The 21,208-nt window shown below is 57.1% G+C and carries 16 protein-coding genes; 10 read left to right on the top strand and 6 right to left on the bottom strand.

Annotated elements, in window-relative coordinates; all coding sequences use genetic code 11:
* Positions 1-288 precede the first annotated feature (288 nt).
* From ribF to folA, 10 genes are all read left to right on the top strand, one after another.
* The gene (ribF, locus tag E7738_RS10995) at positions 289-1,227 is read left to right on the top strand and encodes a bifunctional riboflavin kinase/FAD synthetase (protein WP_058774845.1); all 939 of its coding nucleotides are present in this window, start codon (positions 289-291) and stop codon (positions 1,225-1,227) included.
* A gap of 27 nt (positions 1,228-1,254) precedes the next feature.
* Entirely contained in the window at positions 1,255-4,074 is a 2,820-nt protein-coding gene (ileS, locus tag E7738_RS10990; RefSeq protein WP_088516070.1) for an isoleucine--tRNA ligase, read from the top strand.
* Positions 4,074-4,574 (top strand): signal peptidase II, encoded by a 501-nt coding sequence (gene lspA / locus E7738_RS10985; protein ID WP_021507598.1) that lies wholly within the window; start codon positions 4,074-4,076, stop codon positions 4,572-4,574. Before ileS ends, lspA begins: the two co-directional genes overlap by 1 nt.
* A gap of 9 nt (positions 4,575-4,583) precedes the next feature.
* On the top strand, positions 4,584-5,054 hold the full coding sequence (gene fkpB / locus E7738_RS10980; RefSeq protein ID WP_021507597.1) for an FKBP-type peptidyl-prolyl cis-trans isomerase: 471 nt from the start codon (positions 4,584-4,586) through the stop codon (positions 5,052-5,054).
* Entirely contained in the window at positions 5,035-5,988 is a 954-nt protein-coding gene (gene ispH, locus E7738_RS10975) for a 4-hydroxy-3-methylbut-2-enyl diphosphate reductase (protein WP_021507596.1), read from the top strand. Before fkpB ends, ispH begins: the two co-directional genes overlap by 20 nt.
* Positions 5,989-6,211: 223 nt before the next feature.
* Positions 6,212-7,027 (top strand): 4-hydroxy-tetrahydrodipicolinate reductase, encoded by an 816-nt coding sequence (gene dapB / locus E7738_RS10970; protein WP_021507594.1) that lies wholly within the window; start codon positions 6,212-6,214, stop codon positions 7,025-7,027.
* 470 nt (positions 7,028-7,497) lie between these two features.
* A complete protein-coding gene (gene carA / locus E7738_RS10965) occupies positions 7,498-8,646 on the top strand; it encodes a glutamine-hydrolyzing carbamoyl-phosphate synthase small subunit (protein WP_031279710.1) in 1,149 nt (382 codons plus the stop codon).
* 13 nt (positions 8,647-8,659) lie between these two features.
* The gene (gene carB / locus E7738_RS10960) at positions 8,660-11,884 is read left to right on the top strand and encodes a carbamoyl-phosphate synthase large subunit (protein ID WP_021507592.1); all 3,225 of its coding nucleotides are present in this window, start codon (positions 8,660-8,662) and stop codon (positions 11,882-11,884) included.
* A gap of 235 nt (positions 11,885-12,119) precedes the next feature.
* Positions 12,120-13,262 (top strand): porin, encoded by a 1,143-nt coding sequence (locus E7738_RS10955; protein WP_394515623.1) that lies wholly within the window; start codon positions 12,120-12,122, stop codon positions 13,260-13,262.
* Between the two features lie 287 nt (positions 13,263-13,549).
* Positions 13,550-14,032 carry a type 3 dihydrofolate reductase gene (gene folA, locus E7738_RS10950; protein WP_031279709.1) on the top strand — a complete coding sequence of 161 codons (483 nt, stop codon included), beginning with the start codon at positions 13,550-13,552 and terminating at the stop codon, positions 14,030-14,032.
* 234 nt (positions 14,033-14,266) lie between these two features.
* On the opposite strand, the gene apaH is transcribed toward folA, so the two are convergent.
* Genes apaH through lptD form a run of 6 tightly spaced genes read right to left on the bottom strand, consistent with a single transcriptional unit; the run spans position 14,267 to position 21,092 of the window.
* A complete protein-coding gene (gene apaH, locus E7738_RS10945; RefSeq protein ID WP_021507589.1) occupies positions 14,267-15,136 on the bottom strand; it encodes a bis(5'-nucleosyl)-tetraphosphatase (symmetrical) ApaH in 870 nt (289 codons plus the stop codon).
* A 52-nt stretch (positions 15,137-15,188) separates the two neighbouring features.
* Positions 15,189-15,566 carry a Co2+/Mg2+ efflux protein ApaG gene (apaG, locus tag E7738_RS10940; protein ID WP_021507588.1) on the bottom strand — a complete coding sequence of 126 codons (378 nt, stop codon included), beginning with the start codon at positions 15,564-15,566 and terminating at the stop codon, positions 15,189-15,191.
* Positions 15,567-15,570: 4 nt separating this feature from the next.
* Positions 15,571-16,395 carry a 16S rRNA (adenine(1518)-N(6)/adenine(1519)-N(6))-dimethyltransferase RsmA gene (gene rsmA / locus E7738_RS10935; RefSeq protein WP_021507587.1) on the bottom strand — a complete coding sequence of 275 codons (825 nt, stop codon included), beginning with the start codon at positions 16,393-16,395 and terminating at the stop codon, positions 15,571-15,573.
* Positions 16,388-17,380 (bottom strand): 4-hydroxythreonine-4-phosphate dehydrogenase PdxA, encoded by a 993-nt coding sequence (gene pdxA, locus E7738_RS10930; protein ID WP_031279708.1) that lies wholly within the window; start codon positions 17,378-17,380, stop codon positions 16,388-16,390. Before pdxA ends, rsmA begins: the two co-directional genes overlap by 8 nt.
* On the bottom strand, positions 17,370-18,665 hold the full coding sequence (gene surA, locus E7738_RS10925) for a peptidylprolyl isomerase SurA (RefSeq protein WP_031279707.1): 1,296 nt from the start codon (positions 18,663-18,665) through the stop codon (positions 17,370-17,372). The genes pdxA and surA overlap by 11 nt, the downstream gene beginning before the upstream one ends.
* Positions 18,666-18,719: 54 nt before the next feature.
* The gene (gene lptD / locus E7738_RS10920; RefSeq protein ID WP_230857095.1) at positions 18,720-21,092 is read right to left on the bottom strand and encodes an LPS assembly protein LptD; all 2,373 of its coding nucleotides are present in this window, start codon (positions 21,090-21,092) and stop codon (positions 18,720-18,722) included.
* Positions 21,093-21,208 lie beyond the last annotated feature (116 nt).

Below are 21,208 nucleotides of genomic sequence, written 5' to 3'. Positions count from 1 at the left end.
AAATCAAAGGCCGAGGACTATGCCTTTTGCGCCTTCTTTTGTCAATGGATTTGTGCAATAAAGCGTCGTTTTAACCACGACACCCGCTTACGTAATTGATGGCGCAAGATTCTACCAGCAACACCGCGCTGAATACAGTATTTCGCAACAAAATTGTTGTGATGGGGCCGGAGCCGCCAGCCAGCGGGCGCCTGACGCTGAATCAGGCGCAGGAAAGGCACGCAGACGGGTTAACCTGAACGCTATTCAAGGGTATAATCCGCCGATTTCCACCGGTTTGAGTCAGCCATGAAGTTTATCCGCGGTATTTACAATCTGAAAGAGCAGCATCGCGGCTGCGTCCTGACCATTGGTAATTTTGACGGCGTGCATCGCGGCCACCAGGCGCTGATGGCGGAGTTAATTGCCGAAGGACGTAAACGCAACCTGCCGGTGGTGGTGATGCTGTTTGAGCCACAGCCGCTGGAGCTGTTTGCCGGCGACAAAGCGCCGGCGCGCCTGACGCGTCTGCGTGAAAAGCTCAAGTACCTCGCACTGGCAGGCGTTGACGCCGTGGTGTGCGTGCGCTTCGATCGCCGTTTTGCGGCACACTCAGCACAAAGCTTTATCAGCGAACTGCTGGTCGACAAGCTCAATGTGAAATTCCTCGCAGTGGGGGATGATTTCCGCTTTGGCGCTGGTCGCCAGGGGGATTTCCTGTTATTACAGAAAGCCGGTGCGGAGTATGGCTTTGAGGTCATCAGCACCCAGACCTATTGTGATGGCGGCAAACGTATCAGCAGTACGGCGGTACGTCAGGCGCTGGCGCAGGACGATTTTGCTCAGGCGCAGCAGCTGCTCGGTCATCCGTTCAGTATTTCTGGCCGCGTGGTGCACGGTGATGCACTGGGACGCACCATTGGTTTCCCGACCGCCAATCTCCCGCTTCGACGCACCGTGACGCCGGTAAAAGGTGTCTTTGCGGTTGAAGTGCTGGGGCTGGGCGAGCAGCCGATTCCCGGCGTGGCAAACATTGGTACGCGCCCGACGGTAAAAGGTCTGCGTCAGCAGCTTGAAGTTCACCTGCTCGACACACATATGAATCTTTATGGGCGCCACATTGAGGTGGTGCTGAAGCAGAAGATTCGCGACGAACAGCGTTTCGCTTCGCTGGACGCGCTGAAAGAACAAATTGCGAAAGATGTGGTGACGGCCCGCCAATTTTTTGGGCTAAAAACACCGGTTTAATGACCGAAATACGGAACCGAGAATCTGATGAGTGACTATAAATCTACCCTGAATTTGCCGGAAACGGGGTTCCCGATGCGTGGCGATCTGGCCAAACGCGAACCGGGAATGCTGCAACGTTGGTATGATGACAACCTGTACGGCATCATCCGCGCAGCCAAAAAAGGGAAAAAAACCTTTATCCTGCATGATGGCCCTCCGTATGCGAACGGCAGCATTCATATTGGTCACTCAGTTAACAAGATTCTGAAAGATATTATCGTTAAGTCGAAAGGCATGGCGGGCTTTGACTCGCCGTATGTTCCCGGCTGGGACTGCCACGGCTTACCGATTGAGCACAAAGTTGAGCAGATGATCGGCAAGCCAGGCGAGAAAGTCAGCGCGGCTGAATTTCGCGCAGCCTGCCGCAACTACGCGGCGGAGCAGGTTGAAGGCCAGAAGAAGGACTTCATCCGCCTTGGCGTGCTCGGTGACTGGGATCGTCCTTATCTGACCATGAATTTCCAGACCGAAGCCAACATCATTCGCGCGCTGGGCAAGATCATCGGTAATGGCCATCTGCACAAAGGCGCTAAGCCGGTGCACTGGTGCATGGACTGCCGTTCCGCGCTGGCGGAAGCGGAAGTGGAGTATTACGACAAAACCTCACCTTCTATCGACGTGATGTTTAACGCGCTGGACGCCGATGCGGTACGCGCGAAGTTTGGCGTTGCTGCGTCAGAAGGCCCGGTTTCACTGGTTATCTGGACCACCACGCCGTGGACCATGCCGGCAAACCGCGCCATCTCGCTGCATCCGGAGTTCGACTACCAGCTGGTACAGATTGCCGGCCGCAGCCTGATCCTCGCGAAAGATCTGGTGGAATCGGTGCTGAAACGCGCAGGCATCAGCGAGTGGCAGGTGCTGGGCGAATGCAAAGGCGCCGCGCTGGAGCTGCAGCTGTTCCAGCATCCGTTCCTTGAGCAGATCCAGTCGAAAGTGGTGCTGGGCGAGCACGTCACGCTGGACGCCGGTACCGGTGCGGTGCACACCGCGCCAGGCCACGGTCCGGATGACTATGTGATCGGCCAGAAATACGGCATCGAAACCGCTAACCCGGTCGGGCCGGACGGCGCGTATCTGCCGGGCACCTATCCAACCCTGGATGGCGTTAACGTATTTAAAGCCAACGACATGATCGTTGCGCTGCTGCAGGAGAAAGGTGCGCTGCTGCACGTGGAAAAACTGCTGCACAGCTATCCGCACTGCTGGCGTCATAAAACGCCAATCATCTTCCGGGCTACGCCGCAGTGGTTTATCAGCATGGATCAGAAAGGCCTGCGTGCGCAGTCGCTGAAAGAGATCAAAGGTGTGCAGTGGATCCCGGACTGGGGCCAGGCGCGTATCGAAGCGATGGTCGCTAACCGTCCGGATTGGTGCATCTCGCGTCAGCGCACCTGGGGCGTGCCGATGGCGCTGTTCGTCCATAAAGAGAGCGAGCAGCTGCACCCGGATACGCTGGAGCTGATGGAGAAAGTGGCGCAGCGTGTCGAGCAGGACGGTATTCAGGCGTGGTGGGATCTCGATCCGCGCGATCTGATGGGCGATGACGCCGATCACTACGTCAAAGTGCCGGATACCCTCGACGTCTGGTTTGACTCCGGATCGACCAGCTTCTCGGTGGTGGATGCGCGTCCGGAATTTGACGGGCACGCACCGGATATGTATCTGGAAGGCTCGGATCAGCATCGCGGCTGGTTCATGTCGTCGCTGATGATCTCCACGGCGATGAAAGGCAAAGCGCCTTACCGTCAGGTACTGACCCACGGCTTCACCGTCGACGGTCAGGGCCGCAAAATGTCGAAATCAATCGGCAACACCGTGGCACCGCAGGATGTGATGGACAAGCTGGGCGCGGATATTCTGCGTCTGTGGGTGGCCTCGACCGACTATTCCGGTGAGATGGCCGTATCCGACGAAATCCTGAAACGGGCCGCCGACAGCTATCGCCGTATCCGTAACACCGCGCGCTTCCTGTTGGCGAACCTTGCAGGCTTCAACCCGGCGACCGACTGCGTCAGCCCGGAAGAGATGGTAGTGGTGGATCGCTGGGCCGTAGGCCGTGCGCTGGCGGCACAGCAGGACATTGTGCAGTCGTACGAGAACTACGATTTCCACGAAGTGGTGCAGCGTCTGATGCACTTCTGCTCCATCGAGATGGGCTCGTTCTACCTCGACGTGATCAAAGATCGTCAGTACACCGCGAAGGGCGACAGCCTGGCGCGTCGCAGCTGCCAGACCGCGCTGTGGCATATCGCTGAAGCGCTGGTGCGCTGGATGGCGCCGATCATGTCGTTCACCGCGGATGAGATCTGGGGCTATCTGCCTGGCGAGCGTCCACAGTACGTGTTCACCGAAGAGTGGTATCAGGGCCTGTTTGGTCTGGCGCAGGATGAAGCGCTGAATGATGCTTACTGGGCAGAACTGCTGAAAGTGCGCGGTGAAGTGAATAAGGTGATCGAGCAGGCGCGCAGCGACAAGCGCATCGGCGGTGCACTCGAAGCCACCGTCACGCTGTACGCCGATCCGGAACTGGCGGCGAAGCTGCAGGCGCTGGGCGATGAGCTGCGTTTCGTGCTGCTGACCTCGGGCGCGACCGTGGCGGATTACGTGACGGCCAGCGACGAAGCGCAGCAGAGCGAGCTGTTAAAAGGTCTGAAAATCGCGCTGCATAAAGCAGAAGGCGAGAAATGTCCGCGCTGCTGGCATTACACTACTGACGTCGGCCAGAATCCGGAGCATGCTGCGGTGTGTGGACGTTGCTACACCAACGTAGCCGGAAACGGTGAAGTGCGGAAATTTGCCTGATGAGTAAACTGTGCTCAACCGGACTGCGCTGGGTATGGCTGGTGCTGGTGGTGATCGTGGTCGATTTTGCCAGCAAGCAGTGGGTCATGAACAACATGATGCTGCATGAAACTCAGCCGCTGATGCCGTTCCTGAACCTGTTCTACGCGCACAACTATGGCGCGGCGTTCAGCTTCCTGGCAGACAAAGGCGGCTGGCAGCGCTGGTTCTTTGCCGGTATCGCCATCGCCATTGTGGTGTCGCTGCTGGTGATGATGTACCGCAATCGCGCCAGCAATAAATTAACCAACATTGCCTACGCGCTGATTATTGGCGGGGCGCTGGGTAACCTGTTTGATCGTGCCTGGCACGGCTTTGTGGTCGACTTTATCGACTTCTATGTCGGTGACTGGCACTTCGCCACCTTTAACATTGCCGACTGCGGAATCTGCATTGGTGCGGCGCTGGTGGTGCTGGAGGGCTTTCTGAGCCCGAAAGGCAAACAGGTCACGAATAAATAAGGGTAACAGATGACAGACATCGTTCAGCGCGACAGCGCGCTGCTGGTGCATTTTACACTGAAGCTGGAGGATGGCTCGACGGCTGAATCCACGCGCGCCAACGGCAAGCCTGCGCTGTTCCGTCTGGGAGATGGCAGCCTGTCGGCGGCGCTGGAGCAGGAGCTGGTCGGACGTAAAGTGGGCGATCAGCACGCCTTTACGCTCGAGCCGGAAGACGCCTTTGGCGCTGCCAGCCCGGATCTGATCCAGTACTTCTCGCGCCGTGATTTCATCGACGCGGGCGAGCCGGAAGTCGGTGCCATCATGCTGTTCAGCGGCATGGGCGGCAGCGAGATGCCGGGCGTGATTCGTGAAATTTCCGGTGACTCGATTACCGTCGATTTCAACCATCCGCTGGCGGGTCAGCGCATTAAATTTGAGATTGAAGTGCTGGAGATCGATCCGGTGCTGGAGGCCAGCGATGCAAATCCTGTTAGCTAACCCACGCGGTTTCTGTGCAGGCGTCGACCGCGCTATCAGCATTGTCGAGCGGGCGCTGGAGATGTATGGCGCGCCAATTTACGTGCGCCATGAAGTGGTGCATAACCGCTACGTGGTCAGCAGTCTGCGCGAGCGCGGTGCGATCTTCATTGAAGAGATCAGTGAAGTTCCGGACAACGCCATCCTGATTTTCTCGGCACACGGCGTTTCCCAGGCCGTGCGGGCCGAAGCGAAAGCGCGCAGCCTCACCATGCTGTTTGACGCCACCTGTCCGCTGGTGACCAAGGTGCATATGGAAGTGGCGCGTGCCAGCCGTAAAGGCGTGGAAGCGATCCTCATCGGCCACGCCGGCCATCCGGAAGTGGAAGGCACCATGGGTCAGTACAGCAATCCGAACGGCGGCATGTATCTGGTGGAGTCGCCAGAGGATGTGTTTAAGCTGCAGGTAAAAGATGAAAACAACCTGTGCTTTATGACGCAGACCACGCTGTCGGTGGATGATACCTCGGACGTGATCGATGCGCTGCGTCAGCGCTTCCCGGCAATCATTGGACCGCGTAAGGATGATATCTGCTACGCCACCACCAACCGCCAGGAAGCGGTGCGCGTGCTGGCGCAGGATGCGGAGGTGGTTCTGGTGGTCGGCTCGAAAAACTCCTCCAACTCGAATCGTCTGGCGGAGCTGGCGCAGCGTGCCGGCAAGCTGGCGAAGCTGATTGATTCTGCGGATGATATTCAGGAAGAGTGGGTCAAAGGCGTGCAGTGTATCGGCGTTACCGCCGGCGCTTCGGCTCCGGATATTCTGGTGCAGCAGGTGATTCAGCGCCTGCGTGAGCTGGGCGGCGAAGCGGCGATTGAGCTGATTGGCCGTGAAGAGAATATCGTGTTTGAAGTGCCGAAAGAGCTGCGCGTCGACGTACGCAACGTGCAGTAAGCACTTCAATTTGCTGACAGAAACAGGCCGACAATGTTCGGCCTTTTCTTTATCCTTTATCACCTCAGCCGTGACTTCCAGCGGGCGGGATTGCTTTTACTGATAATCTATCGCGGCTGGCCTAAAATTCTTATTATCCCGTTATTATTGTGGCGTGACTGTTATCTGACCGTTAACCTGTTTACGCTTTGCATGCATAGTTTTGTATCAGGAATGAATAAATATGAGTGAAATCCGCATTGCTATTGTTGGTGCGCCGGGTCGCATGGGACGCAATCTGATTCAGGCCGCACAGCAGGCGGAAGGCGTGGTGTTAGGCGCGGCGCTGGCGCGCAGCGGTTCCTCGCTGCTGGGGGCGGATGCCGGTGAACTGGCGGGAATCGGCAAAACCGGCGTACGGGTGACCGACGATCTGCGGCAGGTGGTGAATGATTTCGATGTGCTGATCGATTTCACCCGTCCGGAAGGCACGCTGGAATATCTGGCGTTCTGCCGTCAGCATCAAAAAGCGATGGTGATTGGCACCACCGGTTTTGATGAAGCCGGTAAGGCAGCCATCCGTGAAGCAGCTGAAGAGATTGGCATCGTGTTTGCCGCTAACTTCAGCGTAGGCGTCAATCTGGTGCTTAACCTGTTACAGCAGGCGGCAAAAGTGATGGGCGACTATGCGGATATCGAGATTGTGGAAGCGCATCACCGCCACAAAGTGGATGCGCCATCAGGCACAGCGCTGGCGATGGGAGAGGCGATTGCCGACGCCATGCACTGGAAGCTGGATGAGCACGCGGTTTACGCGCGCGAAGGCCATACCGGCGAGCGCAAGGCGCAAACCATCGGCTTTGCCACCGTGCGCGCGGGCGATATTGTCGGTGAGCACACCGCGATGTTTGCGGATATCGGCGAGCGCGTAGAGATTACGCACAAGGCTTCCAGCCGCATGACCTTCGCCAATGGGGCCGTTAAAGCCGCCGCATGGTTGAAAGATAAAAAATCCGGCCTTTATGATATGCGTGATGTGCTGGATTTATCGATGTTGTGAGTGTTGTGAACCATCGTGATGTGGTTATTTCAATCGGTAAGATATTGATTGAACAGGGCAATGTTTTCATTGCCCTTTATTTTGTCTGTAAAATGGCAAGCTGAGTGTCATTTTTGTTTATGATGGTTATTTTTGTGATTTATCTGCACGTTTTTTCATGTTGAGTGGCTTTTTTTGACCATTTGGTCAAAAATTTACGCAGTCAGACGGTGTTTTGCCATTAATTGCGTCAGGCAACCGATTATTTATCGGAGATCTCTCACTATTTTGTCGCGTTGCTTCACTTTTAACATTCAGTGGCCCGAAATATACAAAAAAATAACCGCTCAGGGTAGACAATCACCAGGTCGATCATTAGAATGCGCGCAATTTGCCAAAAATCGAGCGGTCAGGCGGTTTTTGCATTGATTCAGCGCATCATTTTGAATTAATATGCAGATATTGTGACTGTTTATTCCCTGGAGGATGTTTTGATTAAGTCAGCGCTCTTGGTTCTGGAAGACGGAACCCAATTCCACGGTCGGGCCATCGGGGCAACGGGATCGGCAGTGGGGGAGGTCGTTTTCAATACGTCAATGACCGGTTATCAAGAAATCCTCACTGATCCTTCCTATTCCCGCCAGATCGTCACCCTCACTTATCCTCATATCGGCAACGTTGGTGCCAATGCCGCCGATGAAGAATCCAGTCAAATTCATGCTCAGGGCCTCGTCATCCGCGATCTGCCGCTGATTACCAGCAACTTCCGCAGCGAAGAGAGCCTGTCAGCCTATCTGCAGCGCAACAACATTGTCGGTATCGCCGATATCGATACGCGCAAACTGACGCGCCTGCTGCGTGAGAAAGGGGCGCTGAACGGCTGCATCATCGCCGGCGACAGTCCGGATGCGGCGCTGGCGCTGCAGAAAGCCCAGGCGTTCCCGGGCCTGAAAGGCATGGACCTGGCGAAAGAAGTGACCACGGCGGAAACCTACGCGTGGCAGCAGGGGAGCTGGGCGCTGAAAGGCGGCCTGCCCGAGCAGCAAAGCGCTGACGCGCTGCCGTTCCACGTGGTGGCTTATGACTACGGCGCCAAGCGCAACATTCTACGCATGCTGGTGGATCGCGGCTGTCGCCTGACGGTTGTCCCGGCGCAAACGCCGGCAGATGAAGTGCTGGCGCTGAATCCGGACGGGATTTTCCTGTCGAATGGCCCTGGCGACCCGGAGCCGTGCGACTACGCCATCAGTGCGATTCAGGCTTTCCTGAAGACCGACATTCCGGTGTTTGGTATCTGCCTTGGCCATCAGCTGCTGGCGCTGGCCAGCGGTGCGAAAACCGTGAAGATGAAGCTTGGCCATCACGGTGGCAACCATCCGGTGAAAGATCTCGATAACAACACCGTGATGATCACCGCGCAGAACCACGGTTTTGCCGTCGATGAAACCAACCTGCCGGCTAACCTGCGTGTGACCCATGTTTCCCTGTTTGACCAGACCGTACAGGGCATTCACCGCACCGACAAACCGGCGTTCAGCTTCCAGGGACATCCGGAAGCCAGCCCAGGCCCGCACGATGCGGCGCCGCTGTTCGATCACTTTATCGAACTGATCGAAGCTTACCGTTCTAACGCGAAGTAATCAGGAGCCCACGATGCCAAAACGTACTGACATAAAATCTATCCTGATCCTTGGCGCTGGCCCGATTGTGATTGGCCAGGCATGTGAATTCGACTATTCAGGTGCGCAGGCGTGTAAAGCGCTGCGTGAAGAGGGTTACCGCGTCATTCTGGTGAACTCCAACCCGGCCACCATCATGACTGACCCGGAAATGGCGGATGCGACCTACATCGAGCCTATCCACTGGGAAGTTGTGCGTAAAATCATTGAAAAAGAGCGCCCGGATGCGGTGCTGCCGACCATGGGTGGCCAGACCGCGCTGAACTGTGCGCTGGAGCTGGAGCGTCAGGGCGTGCTGGCCGAGTTTGGCGTGACCATGATTGGTGCCACCGCCGATGCGATTGATAAAGCCGAAGACCGTCGCCGCTTCGACGTGGCGATGAAGAGCATCGGCCTGGATACCGCACGTTCCGGTATCGCGCACACCATGGAAGAAGCGCTGGCGGTAGCGGAAGAGGTCGGTTTCCCGTGCATCATTCGTCCGTCATTTACCATGGGCGGCACCGGTGGCGGTATCGCTTACAACCGCGAAGAGTTTGAAGAGATTTGCGAGCGCGGCCTCGATCTGTCGCCAACCAATGAGCTGCTGATTGATGAGTCGCTGATTGGCTGGAAAGAGTACGAGATGGAAGTGGTGCGTGATAAAAACGACAACTGCATCATCGTCTGCTCGATCGAAAACTTTGACGCCATGGGGATTCACACCGGTGACTCCATCACCGTGGCGCCAGCCCAAACGCTGACGGACAAAGAGTATCAAATCATGCGTAACGCCTCGCTGGCGGTACTGCGTGAAATCGGTGTCGAAACCGGCGGTTCCAACGTCCAGTTCTCGGTGAACCCGAAAGATGGCCGCCTAATCGTCATTGAGATGAACCCGCGCGTGTCGCGCTCCTCAGCGCTGGCCTCGAAAGCGACCGGCTTCCCGATTGCCAAAGTCGCGGCCAAGCTGGCGGTGGGCTTTACCCTCGATGAACTGATGAACGACATCACCGGTGGCCGTACGCCGGCCTCGTTCGAGCCGTCCATCGACTACGTCGTCACCAAGATTCCCCGCTTCAACTTCGAGAAGTTTGCCGGTGCCAATGACCGCCTGACCACGCAGATGAAATCAGTCGGTGAAGTGATGGCGATTGGCCGCACGTTCCAGGAGTCGATGCAGAAAGCGCTGCGCGGTCTGGAAGTGGGCGCCAGCGGCTTCGACCCGAAAGTGGATCTGGATGATGGCGAAGCCCTGACCCGTATCCGCCGCGAGCTGAAAGATGCCGGTTCTGACCGCATCTGGTATATCGCTGATGCGTTCCGTGCCGGCATGTCGGTCGATGGCGTGTTCAACCTGACCAACGTTGACCGCTGGTTCCTGGTGCAGATTGAAGAGCTGGTGCGCCTGGAAGAGCAGGTGGCGCGCGAAGGTGTCAACTCGCTGAGCGCGGATTTCCTGCGTGCGCTGAAGCGTAAAGGCTTTGCCGATGTGCGTCTGGCAACGCTGGCGGGCGTGGCGGAGAGTGAAATCCGCAAGCTGCGTCATCAGTTCAACCTGCATCCGGTTTACAAGCGCGTGGATACCTGTGCGGCAGAGTTCGCCACGGACACCGCCTACATGTACTCCACCTATGAAGAAGAGTGCGAAGCCAATCCTAATCAGGATCGCGACAAGATCATGATTCTGGGCGGCGGGCCAAACCGTATCGGTCAGGGCATTGAGTTCGATTACTGCTGCGTGCATGCGGCGCTGGCGCTGCGTGAAGACGGTTACGAAACCATCATGGTCAACTGTAACCCGGAAACCGTGTCAACCGATTACGACACCTCAGACCGTCTCTACTTTGAGCCGGTAACGCTGGAAGACGTGCTGGAGATCGTGCGCATCGAGCAGCCAAAAGGCGTTATCGTGCAGTACGGTGGCCAGACGCCGCTGAAGCTGGCGCGCGCGCTGGAAGCGGCTGGCGTCCCGGTGATTGGTACCAGTCCGGATGCCATTGACCGCGCGGAAGACCGTGAGCGTTTCCAGCAGGCGGTGGATCGCCTGAAGCTGAAACAGCCAGCTAACGCCACGGTGGCGACGCTGGAACAGGCGGTAGAGAAAGCCGCAGGGATTGGCTATCCGCTGGTGGTGCGTCCTTCTTATGTGCTGGGCGGCCGGGCGATGGAAATCGTCTATGACGAAGTGGATCTTAAGCGCTACTTCCAGACTGCGGTGTCCGTGTCCAACGATGCGCCAGTGCTGCTGGATCGCTTCCTCGATGACGCGGTGGAAGTGGACGTCGATGCGATTTGCGACGGCGAACGCGTGCTGATTGGCGGCATCATGGAACACATTGAGCAGGCGGGCGTGCACTCCGGTGACTCGGCCTGTTCGCTGCCGGCGTACACCCTGAGCACTGAGATTCAGAACGTGATGCGCCAGCAGGTGGAAAAGCTGGCGTTCGAACTCAACGTACGTGGTCTGATGAACGTGCAGTTTGCGGTCAAGGACAACGAAGTTTACCTGATTGAGGTCAACCCACGTGCCGCGCGTACCGTGCCGTTTGTCTCCAAAGCCACCGGCGTGCCGCTGGCGAAAGTGGCTGCGCGCGTGATGGCTGGCAAAACCCTGGCTGAACAGGGCGTGACCGAAGAGGTGATTCCGCCGTACTACTCGGTGAAAGAAGTGGTGCTGCCGTTCAACAAATTCCCGGGCGTGGACCCGATTCTTGGTCCGGAAATGCGTTCGACCGGTGAAGTGATGGGCGTGGGCCGCACCTTCGCGGAAGCATTCAGCAAAGCTATGCTCGGCGCGCAGAGCAATATGAAGAAGCAGGGGCGTGCGCTGCTGTCGGTGCGTGAAGGCGACAAGAAACGTATTGTTGACCTGGCCGCGAAGCTGCAGAAGTTTGGCTTCGAGCTGGATGCGACGCACGGTACCGCCGTGGTGCTGGGTGAAGCCGGCATCAATCCGCGCCTGGTGAACAAGGTGCACGAAGGGCGTCCGCACATTCAGGATCGCCTGAAGAACGGTGAGTACACCTACATCGTCAACACCACCGCAGGACGTCAGGCGATTGAGGATTCGAAACTGATTCGCCGCAGCGCGCTGCAGTACAAAGTGCATTACGACACCACGCTGAACGGTGGTTTTGCTACCGCGATGGCGCTGAATGCGGATCCGACCGAAAAAGTGATTTCGGTGCAGGAAATGCACGCGCAGATCAAAGGCTAAACTGCCTGCTCTGTGACTAAACGGCCCCGCGCGGGCCGTTTTTTTTTTGCTGTTTTGCCTGTGCTGCATAAGGTTATACGTTACAAATCTATTGATTTGACATAATTTTTATCAGTTGATGCGAAACCAGTTACATTCAGGCGTATCCGCACAAAATTATAAATACCTCTCCGCTAAGCGCACCGTACTATTCCGCTGCTCAATCATAGAGCGCTCACCTTTACGGGATATAAAAATGAAAATGCGTGCTTTCACTCTCAGCGCAGTGGCTGCGTTACTTGTTGCTGCACCTCTCGCCAGTCAGGCGGAAATCACCCTGCTGAAGCAGGATCCGCAGGCCGGCGATCCGCTTAGCCGTCTTGATTTCAAAGTGGGCGGCAGTGTTCGTCCGCAGTATCTGCATCAGAACGGGGTTAACGATAAATCGTATAAGCGTAACGGCTACGACGGCGGTTCACGTTTCCGCTTCAGCGCCAACTACTACCTGTTTGACGATGTCAGCTGGGTGGGTTACTACGAGCTGGGCGTTAACTTCCCGGCCTGGTGGGGCTGGGATAACCACTATGCGGACGGTGCCCATAACACCACGCGTCGCCAGCTGTATACCGGTTTCAAAAGCGCATCGCTGGGCGAGCTCTATTTTGGCCAGCAGAACAGCGTTTATTACGATGTCGTCGGCGCTAAAACCGATATCTGGGACTACGATATGCTGGCCCAGGCACCGGGTAACGGCATCAACGGTGACTACGACGGATCTTACCGCTCGCGCAAGATGCTGAAGTATAAAAACACCTTTGGCGATGCGGATGTCTATGCCGCTTATCTGTTTGAAGATGACGATTATCTGCCGGGCAACGGCCTGCGCTACAAGCGTAAGGGCGGCGGTTCGCTGGGTGTGAACTATCACATCACCAAAGATCTGGCGTGGGGCACCGCGTGGAACTACACCCGCGCAGATATCCGCAATCCGGGCAATGGTGACAGCAAGCGTTACGACCAGAATATCTACGGCACCGCGCTGAGCTGGACGCCGGACAACTGGACGCTGTCCGCCGGTGCGGGCTGGTATGAGAACTTCTCGCCAACTAAACTCAACACCGTTAACAACTACTTCGCGGATGATGCGTGGGGCGTTGAATACTTCGCCGGTTATAAATTCCCGATCGGCCAGTATGCTGTGAAGAGCATCCAGCCGTACTTCATGGGCGATCGCCTGGAGTTCGTCAATGGACGTAACTACAAGCGTATCGATAACGGCGTGGGCGTCAGCGCGCAGCTCGACTACGGTTTCCGCGTCGACTACGAGTACGTGATCACCTCCAGTACCGATAAATCACTGGGCAACGTTAATCTGGTGCGCCTGCGCTACGATTTCTGATGCGTAAATCAACGGCTCCTGCGGGAGCCGTTTTTTTGGGGCGGACACAGTGCGCTTTTCTTTACACAGCGCGCGGGCAGCGTGGAGCATCACCCTGAGTTGTAGCGCCTTCACCGCGAATTCTGGCGGCTCTTTCCGCTAACGGCCGCAAAGCCGGAGTAAAACTCTGTCGCTCAGACAAAACGCCGAGCCAAGCGGGCTTTACGTAAATAGCACGGTCGTCCTATCGACGAAAGTTTCACCTTTACGTATCATTGCGCCAATTTTTTTCCTGTAGGTCTTTTAACATGATTAGTTTGATCGCGGCACTGGCAGCAGATCGTATTATTGGCATGGAAAACGCCATGCCATGGCACCTGCCTGCCGACCTCGCGTGGTTCAAGCGCAACACGCTGAACAAACCGGTGATTATGGGCCGCCTGACCTTTGAATCGATTGGTCGCCCGTTACCGGGACGTCTGAACATTGTGGTCAGCAGCCAGCCCGGCAACCATGACGGCGTGACCTGGGTGACGTCGCCGGAAGAGGCGATTGCCGCAGCGGGTGAGGCAGAAGAGATCATGGTGATTGGCGGTGGCCGGATTTATGCGCAGATGCTGGCGCGCGCCGATCGTCTCTATCTGACGCATATCGATGCGGAAGTGGAAGGCGACACCCAGTTCCCGGATTACGAGCCGGACGAGTGGCAGTCGACGTTCAGTGAGTTCCACGATGCCGATGCGCAGAATTCGCACAGTTACTGCTTTGAGATTCTGGATCGCCGCCGTTGATTGTGGCCAGGTGCGTATGAATGCGCACCTTACAACGACAGGGATCAATCGCTGTTTATACATTCCAGGTGCGCATAAATGCGCACCCTACAATGGCAGGGATCAATTGCTGTTTATGATGCGATAAAATTGTGCGATATCAGGCTGATGGCTGCCTCGGTACAGATTGTCGCTGTAGGGTCGCCATTTATGGTGACCAAAAAAAAGCCCCGCTAACATCGCGGGGCTTTTTGTTTACTGCATATCGCTCAGGGGGGAGGGCGCATTCACCGCGCTTTCCGCCATGGCCTGGTCACGGTTCGAGACCTGGGTGTAATACTGGCCGCTCTCCCAGTGCAGCAGGGTCAGCGTTCCGCCCCAGCAGCAGCCGGTGTCGAGCCCGATCACATGCTCTGGCGTGCCTTTTCCTTCCAGCGAAGCCCAGTGACCAAAGATTTGCGTATAATCGCTGCTGATTTTGCCGGGCACCTGGAACCACGGTTTCAGCGGCGGCGGCGCTGAGGCGGGTGCCTCTTTGCAAATCATGTCGAGCTGACCATTGGGGAAACAGAAGCGCATGCGCGTCAGCGCATTGGTGCTGAAACGCAGGCGCGCCAGTCCGCTCAGCTCCGGTGTCCAGTTGTTCGGCATGTCGCCATACATGGCATCGAGAAACAGCGGATAGCTGTCGCTGGACAAGACCGCCTCAACTTCGCGCGCGCACTGCTGTGCCGTCTCCAGATCCCACTGCGGCGTAATGCCAGCATGCGCCATCAGCAGCTTTTTCTCTTCATCCACCTGCAGCAGCGGCTGGCGACGCAGCCAGTTAATCAGCTCGTCGGCATCGTCCGCTTCCAGCAGGGGAGTCAGGCGATCCTTGGGCTTGTTACGACTGATCCCGGCATACACTGCCAGCAAATGCAGGTCATGGTTGCCCAGCACTATGCGCACACAGTCTCCGAGCGACTTGACGTAGCGCAGTACCTCAAGCGAACCCGGACCGCGCGCCACCAGGTCGCCGGTCAGCCATAGCTCGTCCTGCTGCGCATCAAAATTGACCTGCGCCAGCAGCGCACGTAATTCGTCATAACAGCCGTGAATATCGCCAATCAGGTATGTACTCATTAAGTCAGTCCGATGAAAACGCGCCGCCCGGACTGGCCGGGCGGAGGAGGAATTAGTGAATGTGGGTTTGCACCGCGAGGCGGAACACCGGAATCTCCACGTGGAAGGTCTCGCCCTCTTCGTCGATCATCACATAGTGTCCCTGCATGGTGCCCATCGGCGTTTCCAGAACCGCACCGCTGGTGTACTGAAACTCATTGCCGGGCGCGATATGCGGCTGCTCACCGACCACGCCTTCACCCTGCACTTCGGTCTCGCGCCCGTTGCCATTGGTGATTAGCCAGTAGCGGCTGCGCAGCTGCACGCTGTTGCGCCCGAGGTTACGGATGGTGATGGTGTAGGCAAACACGTAGCGATCCTCATCGGGAGAGGATTGCGATTCCACATACTGACTCAGTACCTGAACACAAACGCGGGCCAGTTCACTCATGCACTCAGTTCTCCGCAGATTCAGCCTGATGATTGCCCAGCCAGTTTGCCAGCTGGCAATACTGCGCCACGGTGACATTTTCTGCCCGCAGCGAGGCGTCGATGTTGAGTTCATCCAGCGCACCGGCCGTGAACAGGTGTCCCAGGCTGTTACGCAGGGTTTTGCGTCGCTGACCAAACGCTTCGGTGGTGATACGGCTCAGTAAACGCACATCGCTGACCGGATACGGTGGCTGGGTAAAGGGCACCAGACGCACTACCGCCGAATCCACTTTCGGTGGCGGGGTGAACGATTGTGGTGGCACTTCCAGCACCGGAATCACCTGACAATAATATTGCGCCATCACGCTGAGACGCCCGTAAGCTTTGCTGCCCGGGCCGGCTACCAGACGGTTAACCACCTCTTTCTGCAGCATGAAGTGCATATCTTTAATCGAACCAGTATAGCTGAAAAGGTGGAACATCAGCGGCGTCGAGATGTTGTAAGGCAGGTTGCCAAACACGCGCAGCGGCTGACCCTGCTCCTTTGACAGCGCGGAGAAGTCGAAGGTCATCGCATCCTGCTGATAAATCGTCAGCTTAGGACCGAGGAACGGGTGCGTCTGCAAACGCGCGGCAAGGTCGCGGTCCAGCTCGACGACAGTCAGCGCATCAAGACGCTCGCCCACCGGCTCGGTTAACGCACCCAGCCCTGGGCCAATCTCCACCATGGCTTCACCCTTTTGCGGATGAATAGCGGAGACGATGCTGTCGATAATGTACTGATCGTTCAGGAAGTTCTGCCCGAAACGTTTACGGGCGTAGTGCCCCTGATGGACGCGATTATTCATTACTGCTCTTGATCATAGTGATGGCGAGGTTAAGCGCCGTAATAAAGCTGCCCGGCTCTGCGCTGCCCAGACCGGCGAGTTCCAGCGCGGTGCCGTGGTCAACAGAGGTACGGATAAATGGCAGGCCGAGGGTGATATTCACCGCGCGACCAAATCCCTGGAATTTTAGCACCGGCAGGCCCTGGTCGTGATACATCGCCAGCACTGCATCAGCGTGCTGCAGATATTTCGGCTGAAACAGCGTATCCGCCGGTAACGGACCGGTGAGCTGCAGGCCCTGCTGGCGCAGTTCGTCGAGCGCCGGGATGATGGTATCGATCTCTTCCCGGCCCATATGACCGCTTTCGCCAGCATGCGGGTTGAGCCCGCAGACAAAGATATGCGGCTGCGGAATGCCAAACTTTTGCTGCAAATCCTGATGCAGGATGGTGATGACTTCATGCAGGCTGTCACGGGTGATGGCGTTCGCGACATCTTTCAGCGGCAGATGCGTGGTGGCCAGCGCCACGCGCAACGCTTCGGTCGCCAGCATCATCACCACGCGATCGCCACCGGCGCGCTCAGCAAAGAACTCAGTGTGGCCGGTGAAGGGGATGCCGGCGTCATTGATCACGCCTTTGTGCACCGGACCGGTTACCAGCGCGGCAAACTCGCCGCTGAGGCAGCCGTCGCAGGCGCGGGCCAGCGTCTCCAGTACGTAATGACCGTTGGCGACCGTCAGTTCGCCGGCGGTCACCGGCTGCGCCGTCGCGATGGGCAGCAGCGTCAGCGTACCGGCCTGCTGCGGCTGCGGTGCCACGCCGGGCTGATAGTCACGCAGCGTCAGCGGCAAACCCAGTTGAGCCGCGCGCTGGCGCAGCACGTCGCCGTCTGCGCACACCACCAGCTCAACCGGCCAGTCACGCTGAGCCAGCGCAACGGCGAGATCGGGACCAATCCCGGCGGGTTCGCCGGGCGTGATCGCCACACGATAATTACTGACCATTGCCATCCAGAATCTTCACGTAAGCACTGGCGCGCTGTTCCTGCATCCAGGTTTGCGCTTCTTCGGCAAACTTACGGTTGAACAGCAGACGGTAAGCGCGCTCTTTCTGCGCGGCATCGGTTTTATCCACCTGACGGGTATCCAGCAGCTGAATCAGGTGCCAGCCGAAGGAGGAGTGCACCGGCGCGCTGACCTGGCCTTTCTGCAGCTTCAGCAGCGCATCACGGAACGCCGGATCGTAGATTTCCGGTGACGCCCAGCCGAGGTCGCCGCCCTGGTTCGCTGAACCCGGATCGTCGGAGAACTGTTTCGCGGCAGCGGCGAAGGTGGTTTTGCCACTCTTGATGTCTGCGGCGATCTGTTCAATCTTCTGACGTGCCTGATCGTCGGTAAGGATCGGTGACGGCTTCAGCAGAATGTGGCGGGCATGCACTTCGGTGACCGAAATGTTTTTGCTCTCGCCGCGCAGGTCGTTCACTTTCAGGATATGGAAGCCAACGCCGGAGCGGATTGGGCCGACGATGTCGCCTTTCTTCGCGCTGCTCAGCGCCTGCGAGAACAGCGTTGGCAGCTCTTCAATTTTGCCCCAGCCCATGTTGCCGCCTTTCAGCGCCTGCGGATCGGCAGAGTAGGTCACGGCCAGTTTACCGAAATCGGCACCACCTTTCAGTTCACCCACCAGCTGACGCGCCAGCGCTTCCTGGTCGTCAACCTGCTGCTGAGTTGGATTTTCCGGCAGCGGCAGCAGAATCTGACTGATGTTAAGTTCGGTGCCCTGGGTATTCTGCGAGCCAATCTGCTTAGCCAGCGTATCCACTTCCTGCGGCAGAATGGTGACGCGACGACGCACTTCATTGTTACGCACTTCAGAGATCAGCATCTCTTTGCGGATCTGCGCGCGATAATCGTTGTAGTTCATCCCGTCATAGGCCAGACGGCTGCGCAGCTGATCAACGCTCATGCGGTTCTGCGCGGCGATGTTCTGAATCGCCTGATCCAGTTGCTGATCGCTCACCTGCAGACCGGCTTTTTCGCCCATCTGCAGAATGATGGCGTCCATGACCTGGCGTTCAAGGATCTGATGACGCAGGGTTTTGTCATCCGGCAGCTGCTGACCAGCCTGCTGCGCCTGTGACTTCACCGTGCGCAGCATGTTGTCTACGTCACTTTCCAGCACCACGCCGTTGTTCACGACTGCGGCAACTTTATCGACCATCTGTGGGGCTGCGAACGCAGTGTTAGCGGTAATCGCCACACCAAGAATCAGCATTCTCCAGTTCTTCATACTTTATCCATTGTTGTTTCCGCACTGCGGGATAGCCTGTCAAATATCACAACATCAGAAAGCGCGCTGATAAGGGATGATGCCCTGACGCAGCATTTCATTGGTGCCTAAGCCATAGTTAGAACTCAGACCACGCAGCTCAATGTTGAATGAGATTTGGTTGTCATACTTGCTGTCGTTGTTTTCCCAACCGTTGATCTTGCGTTCGTAACCCAGACGAATGGCGTAGCAGCAGGAGCTGTACTGCAGACCGACTAGCTGCTCGGCCGGACGGCTGTTACGGGTGTCATAGTAGTAACCCCCCACCAGCGACCAGGCATCGGCAATCGGCCAGCTGGCCGTGGCGCCCACCTGCGAGATACCGTTTTTGTAGATCGGGTTAGTGACATAGCTGGGGTTATTCAACGCCTGCGCCACATACTCCGGGCTGCTGTAGCGGTAGCTCAGCTGCACCATACGGTCGGCATCACGACGATATTCCACAATGGCATTGCCCTGGGAAACGTTGTCCAGCCGCGTATCGTATTGCAGGCCACCGCGTACGCCCCAGCGATCGCTGACTTTCCAGTAAGTATCACCCGCCCACACCAGGCTACCGGTATCATCTTCTTTATTCGTCTGGTTTACGCCGGTACGAGACGGGGTAAACGAGTAGATTTGACCCACGGAAACGTTAAAACGTTCAACCAGATCGTTATCATAAATACGCGTGGTCACGCCGGTCGCCACTTCGTTAGACGAAGCGATACGATCGAGGCCGCTGTAGGTGCGATCGCGGAACAGGCCGGTGTAGTCGGTCTGCAGCAGCGTGGAGTCGTACGGATAGATGTTGCTCTGGTTGCGGTACGGGATATACAGGTACTGCACGCGCGGTTCCAGCGTCTGGGTGTAGCCTTCGGCCCAGTCCATATTGCGGTCAAATACCAGGCGACCATCTACCTTGAACTGTGGCAGGGTGCGGTTGACCGACTCTTTCAGCTGATTGGTGCGGGTGGTATCGATATTTTCGTTGTAGTAATTAACGTTATCCTGCTGGTAATGCGTCGCCAGCAGCTTTGCCTCGGTATCCAGGCTGGCCCAGCCGTTGGACAGCGGCAGGTTGAGCGTTGGCTCGATGTGCAAACGCGTCGCTTCCGGCATTCGGTTACTGACGTTAGTGAACTTCACGGCCTGCGCATAGATGCGACCGTCAAACGGCCCGATATCGTTCTGGTACAGATTGACATCCAGCTGCGGCATCGCCCGGTACACGTTCTGGCTGCTGGTATTACCAAACACCTGGAAGTCTTTGCTGGACAGCGTCGCATCCCAGTTGGTGTCAGCGTAGCCTACGCTGAATTTCTGCGTGGCGTAGCCGTCAGTCGAGCTGTAGTACTTCGAATCAAGATCGTTGAAGTAATAAGGATCGCTGACTTTGGTGTAGTCGGCGTTGAAGCGCCAGTGCTGATCGTAGACGCCGGAGTGACGCCAGTAGAACAGCCAGCGGTCGTCGTTGCTGTCGTTCTGCACCGACGGTCGCGCGGCTTTATCTTTGTTGTACTGATTGTCAGACGGCAGATAGTCCAGCTCTAACAGGCCGGCACCAAACTGCGTCAGGTAGCGGAACTCGTTCTGCAACTGCAGACCGCGCTTGCTCATGTAGTGCGGCGTAATAGTGGCATCGGCCTGAGGCGCGATGTTCCAGTAGTACGGCAGCATGAATTCGAAGCCGTTGTTGCTGCCGTATTTCGCGTTGGGGATCAGGAAGCCGGAGCGGCGGCGGTCGCCAATCGGCAACTGCAAATACGGGCTGTAAAACACCGGCACGTTGCCGAGCTTGAAGCGCGCATTCCAGATCTCCGCCACTTCTTCTTCACGGTCCTGAATCACTTCCGAACCGACCACGCTCCAGCTATTGGAACCCGGCAGACAGGAGGTAAAGCTGCCATTTTCCAGAATGGTATAGCGGTTATTACCGCGCAGTTTCATCTGGTCAGCATCACCGCGACCCTGACGGCCGACCATCTGATAATTACCGTTCCACACGTTGGTGTCTTTGGTGTTCAGATTGGACCAGGCTTTCGGACCTTTCAGGATGACCTGGTTGTCGTCATAGTGCACATTACCCAGCGCATCGACGGTACGCACCGGCGTCGTTTGTCCGTCCTGCTGACGCTGATGCAACTGCATCTCGTCGGCAACCAGACGGCTGTTCCCCTGCTGCACATCAACATTACCGGTGAACACCGCGTCGTTCGGATAGTTCCCTTTTGCTGAGTCAGAGTTGATGGTTACCGGCAGCGAATTCGCGTCGCCACTGACCAGCGGACGGTTGTAGCTCGGCACGCCCAGCATACACTGCGACATCAGATCGTCGGCCAGTGCATGCTGACTATAAAGCGCTGCACCAATCATGGTAGCCAGCAGGGTAGGTATACGTTTTTTCATACGCGGTTTCGATAATTCCATGAAAACTGGCATCATGCCGACAATCCGGACAGAGACTAACGTACCGCCCGGCGTTGCGCCAGTGTTAATCCTGCTCTGCCTGCGTTGCCGTTAGG

This window comes from Pantoea sp. SGAir0430 (assembly GCF_043549295.1).
This window is presented reverse-complemented; position numbering and strand designations above follow the sequence as displayed.

Coding starts and splice junctions, on each gene's coding strand:
- ribF (WP_058774845.1), top strand. CDS start 289: ATGAAGTTTATCCGCGGTATTTACAATCTGAAAGAGCAGCATCGCGGC.
- ileS (WP_088516070.1), top strand. CDS start 1,255: ATGAGTGACTATAAATCTACCCTGAATTTGCCGGAAACGGGGTTCCCG.
- lspA (WP_021507598.1), top strand. CDS start 4,074: ATGAGTAAACTGTGCTCAACCGGACTGCGCTGGGTATGGCTGGTGCTG.
- fkpB (WP_021507597.1), top strand. CDS start 4,584: ATGACAGACATCGTTCAGCGCGACAGCGCGCTGCTGGTGCATTTTACA.
- ispH (WP_021507596.1), top strand. CDS start 5,035: ATGCAAATCCTGTTAGCTAACCCACGCGGTTTCTGTGCAGGCGTCGAC.
- dapB (WP_021507594.1), top strand. CDS start 6,212: ATGAGTGAAATCCGCATTGCTATTGTTGGTGCGCCGGGTCGCATGGGA.
- carB (WP_021507592.1), top strand. CDS start 8,660: ATGCCAAAACGTACTGACATAAAATCTATCCTGATCCTTGGCGCTGGC.
- E7738_RS10955 (WP_394515623.1), top strand. CDS start 12,120: ATGAAAATGCGTGCTTTCACTCTCAGCGCAGTGGCTGCGTTACTTGTT.
- folA (WP_031279709.1), top strand. CDS start 13,550: ATGATTAGTTTGATCGCGGCACTGGCAGCAGATCGTATTATTGGCATG.
- apaH (WP_021507589.1), bottom strand. CDS start 15,136: ATGAGTACATACCTGATTGGCGATATTCACGGCTGTTATGACGAATTA.
- apaG (WP_021507588.1), bottom strand. CDS start 15,566: ATGAGTGAACTGGCCCGCGTTTGTGTTCAGGTACTGAGTCAGTATGTG.
- rsmA (WP_021507587.1), bottom strand. CDS start 16,395: ATGAATAATCGCGTCCATCAGGGGCACTACGCCCGTAAACGTTTCGGG.
- pdxA (WP_031279708.1), bottom strand. CDS start 17,380: ATGGTCAGTAATTATCGTGTGGCGATCACGCCCGGCGAACCCGCCGGG.
- surA (WP_031279707.1), bottom strand. CDS start 18,665: ATGAAGAACTGGAGAATGCTGATTCTTGGTGTGGCGATTACCGCTAAC.
- lptD (WP_230857095.1), bottom strand. CDS start 21,092: ATGAAAAAACGTATACCTACCCTGCTGGCTACCATGATTGGTGCAGCG.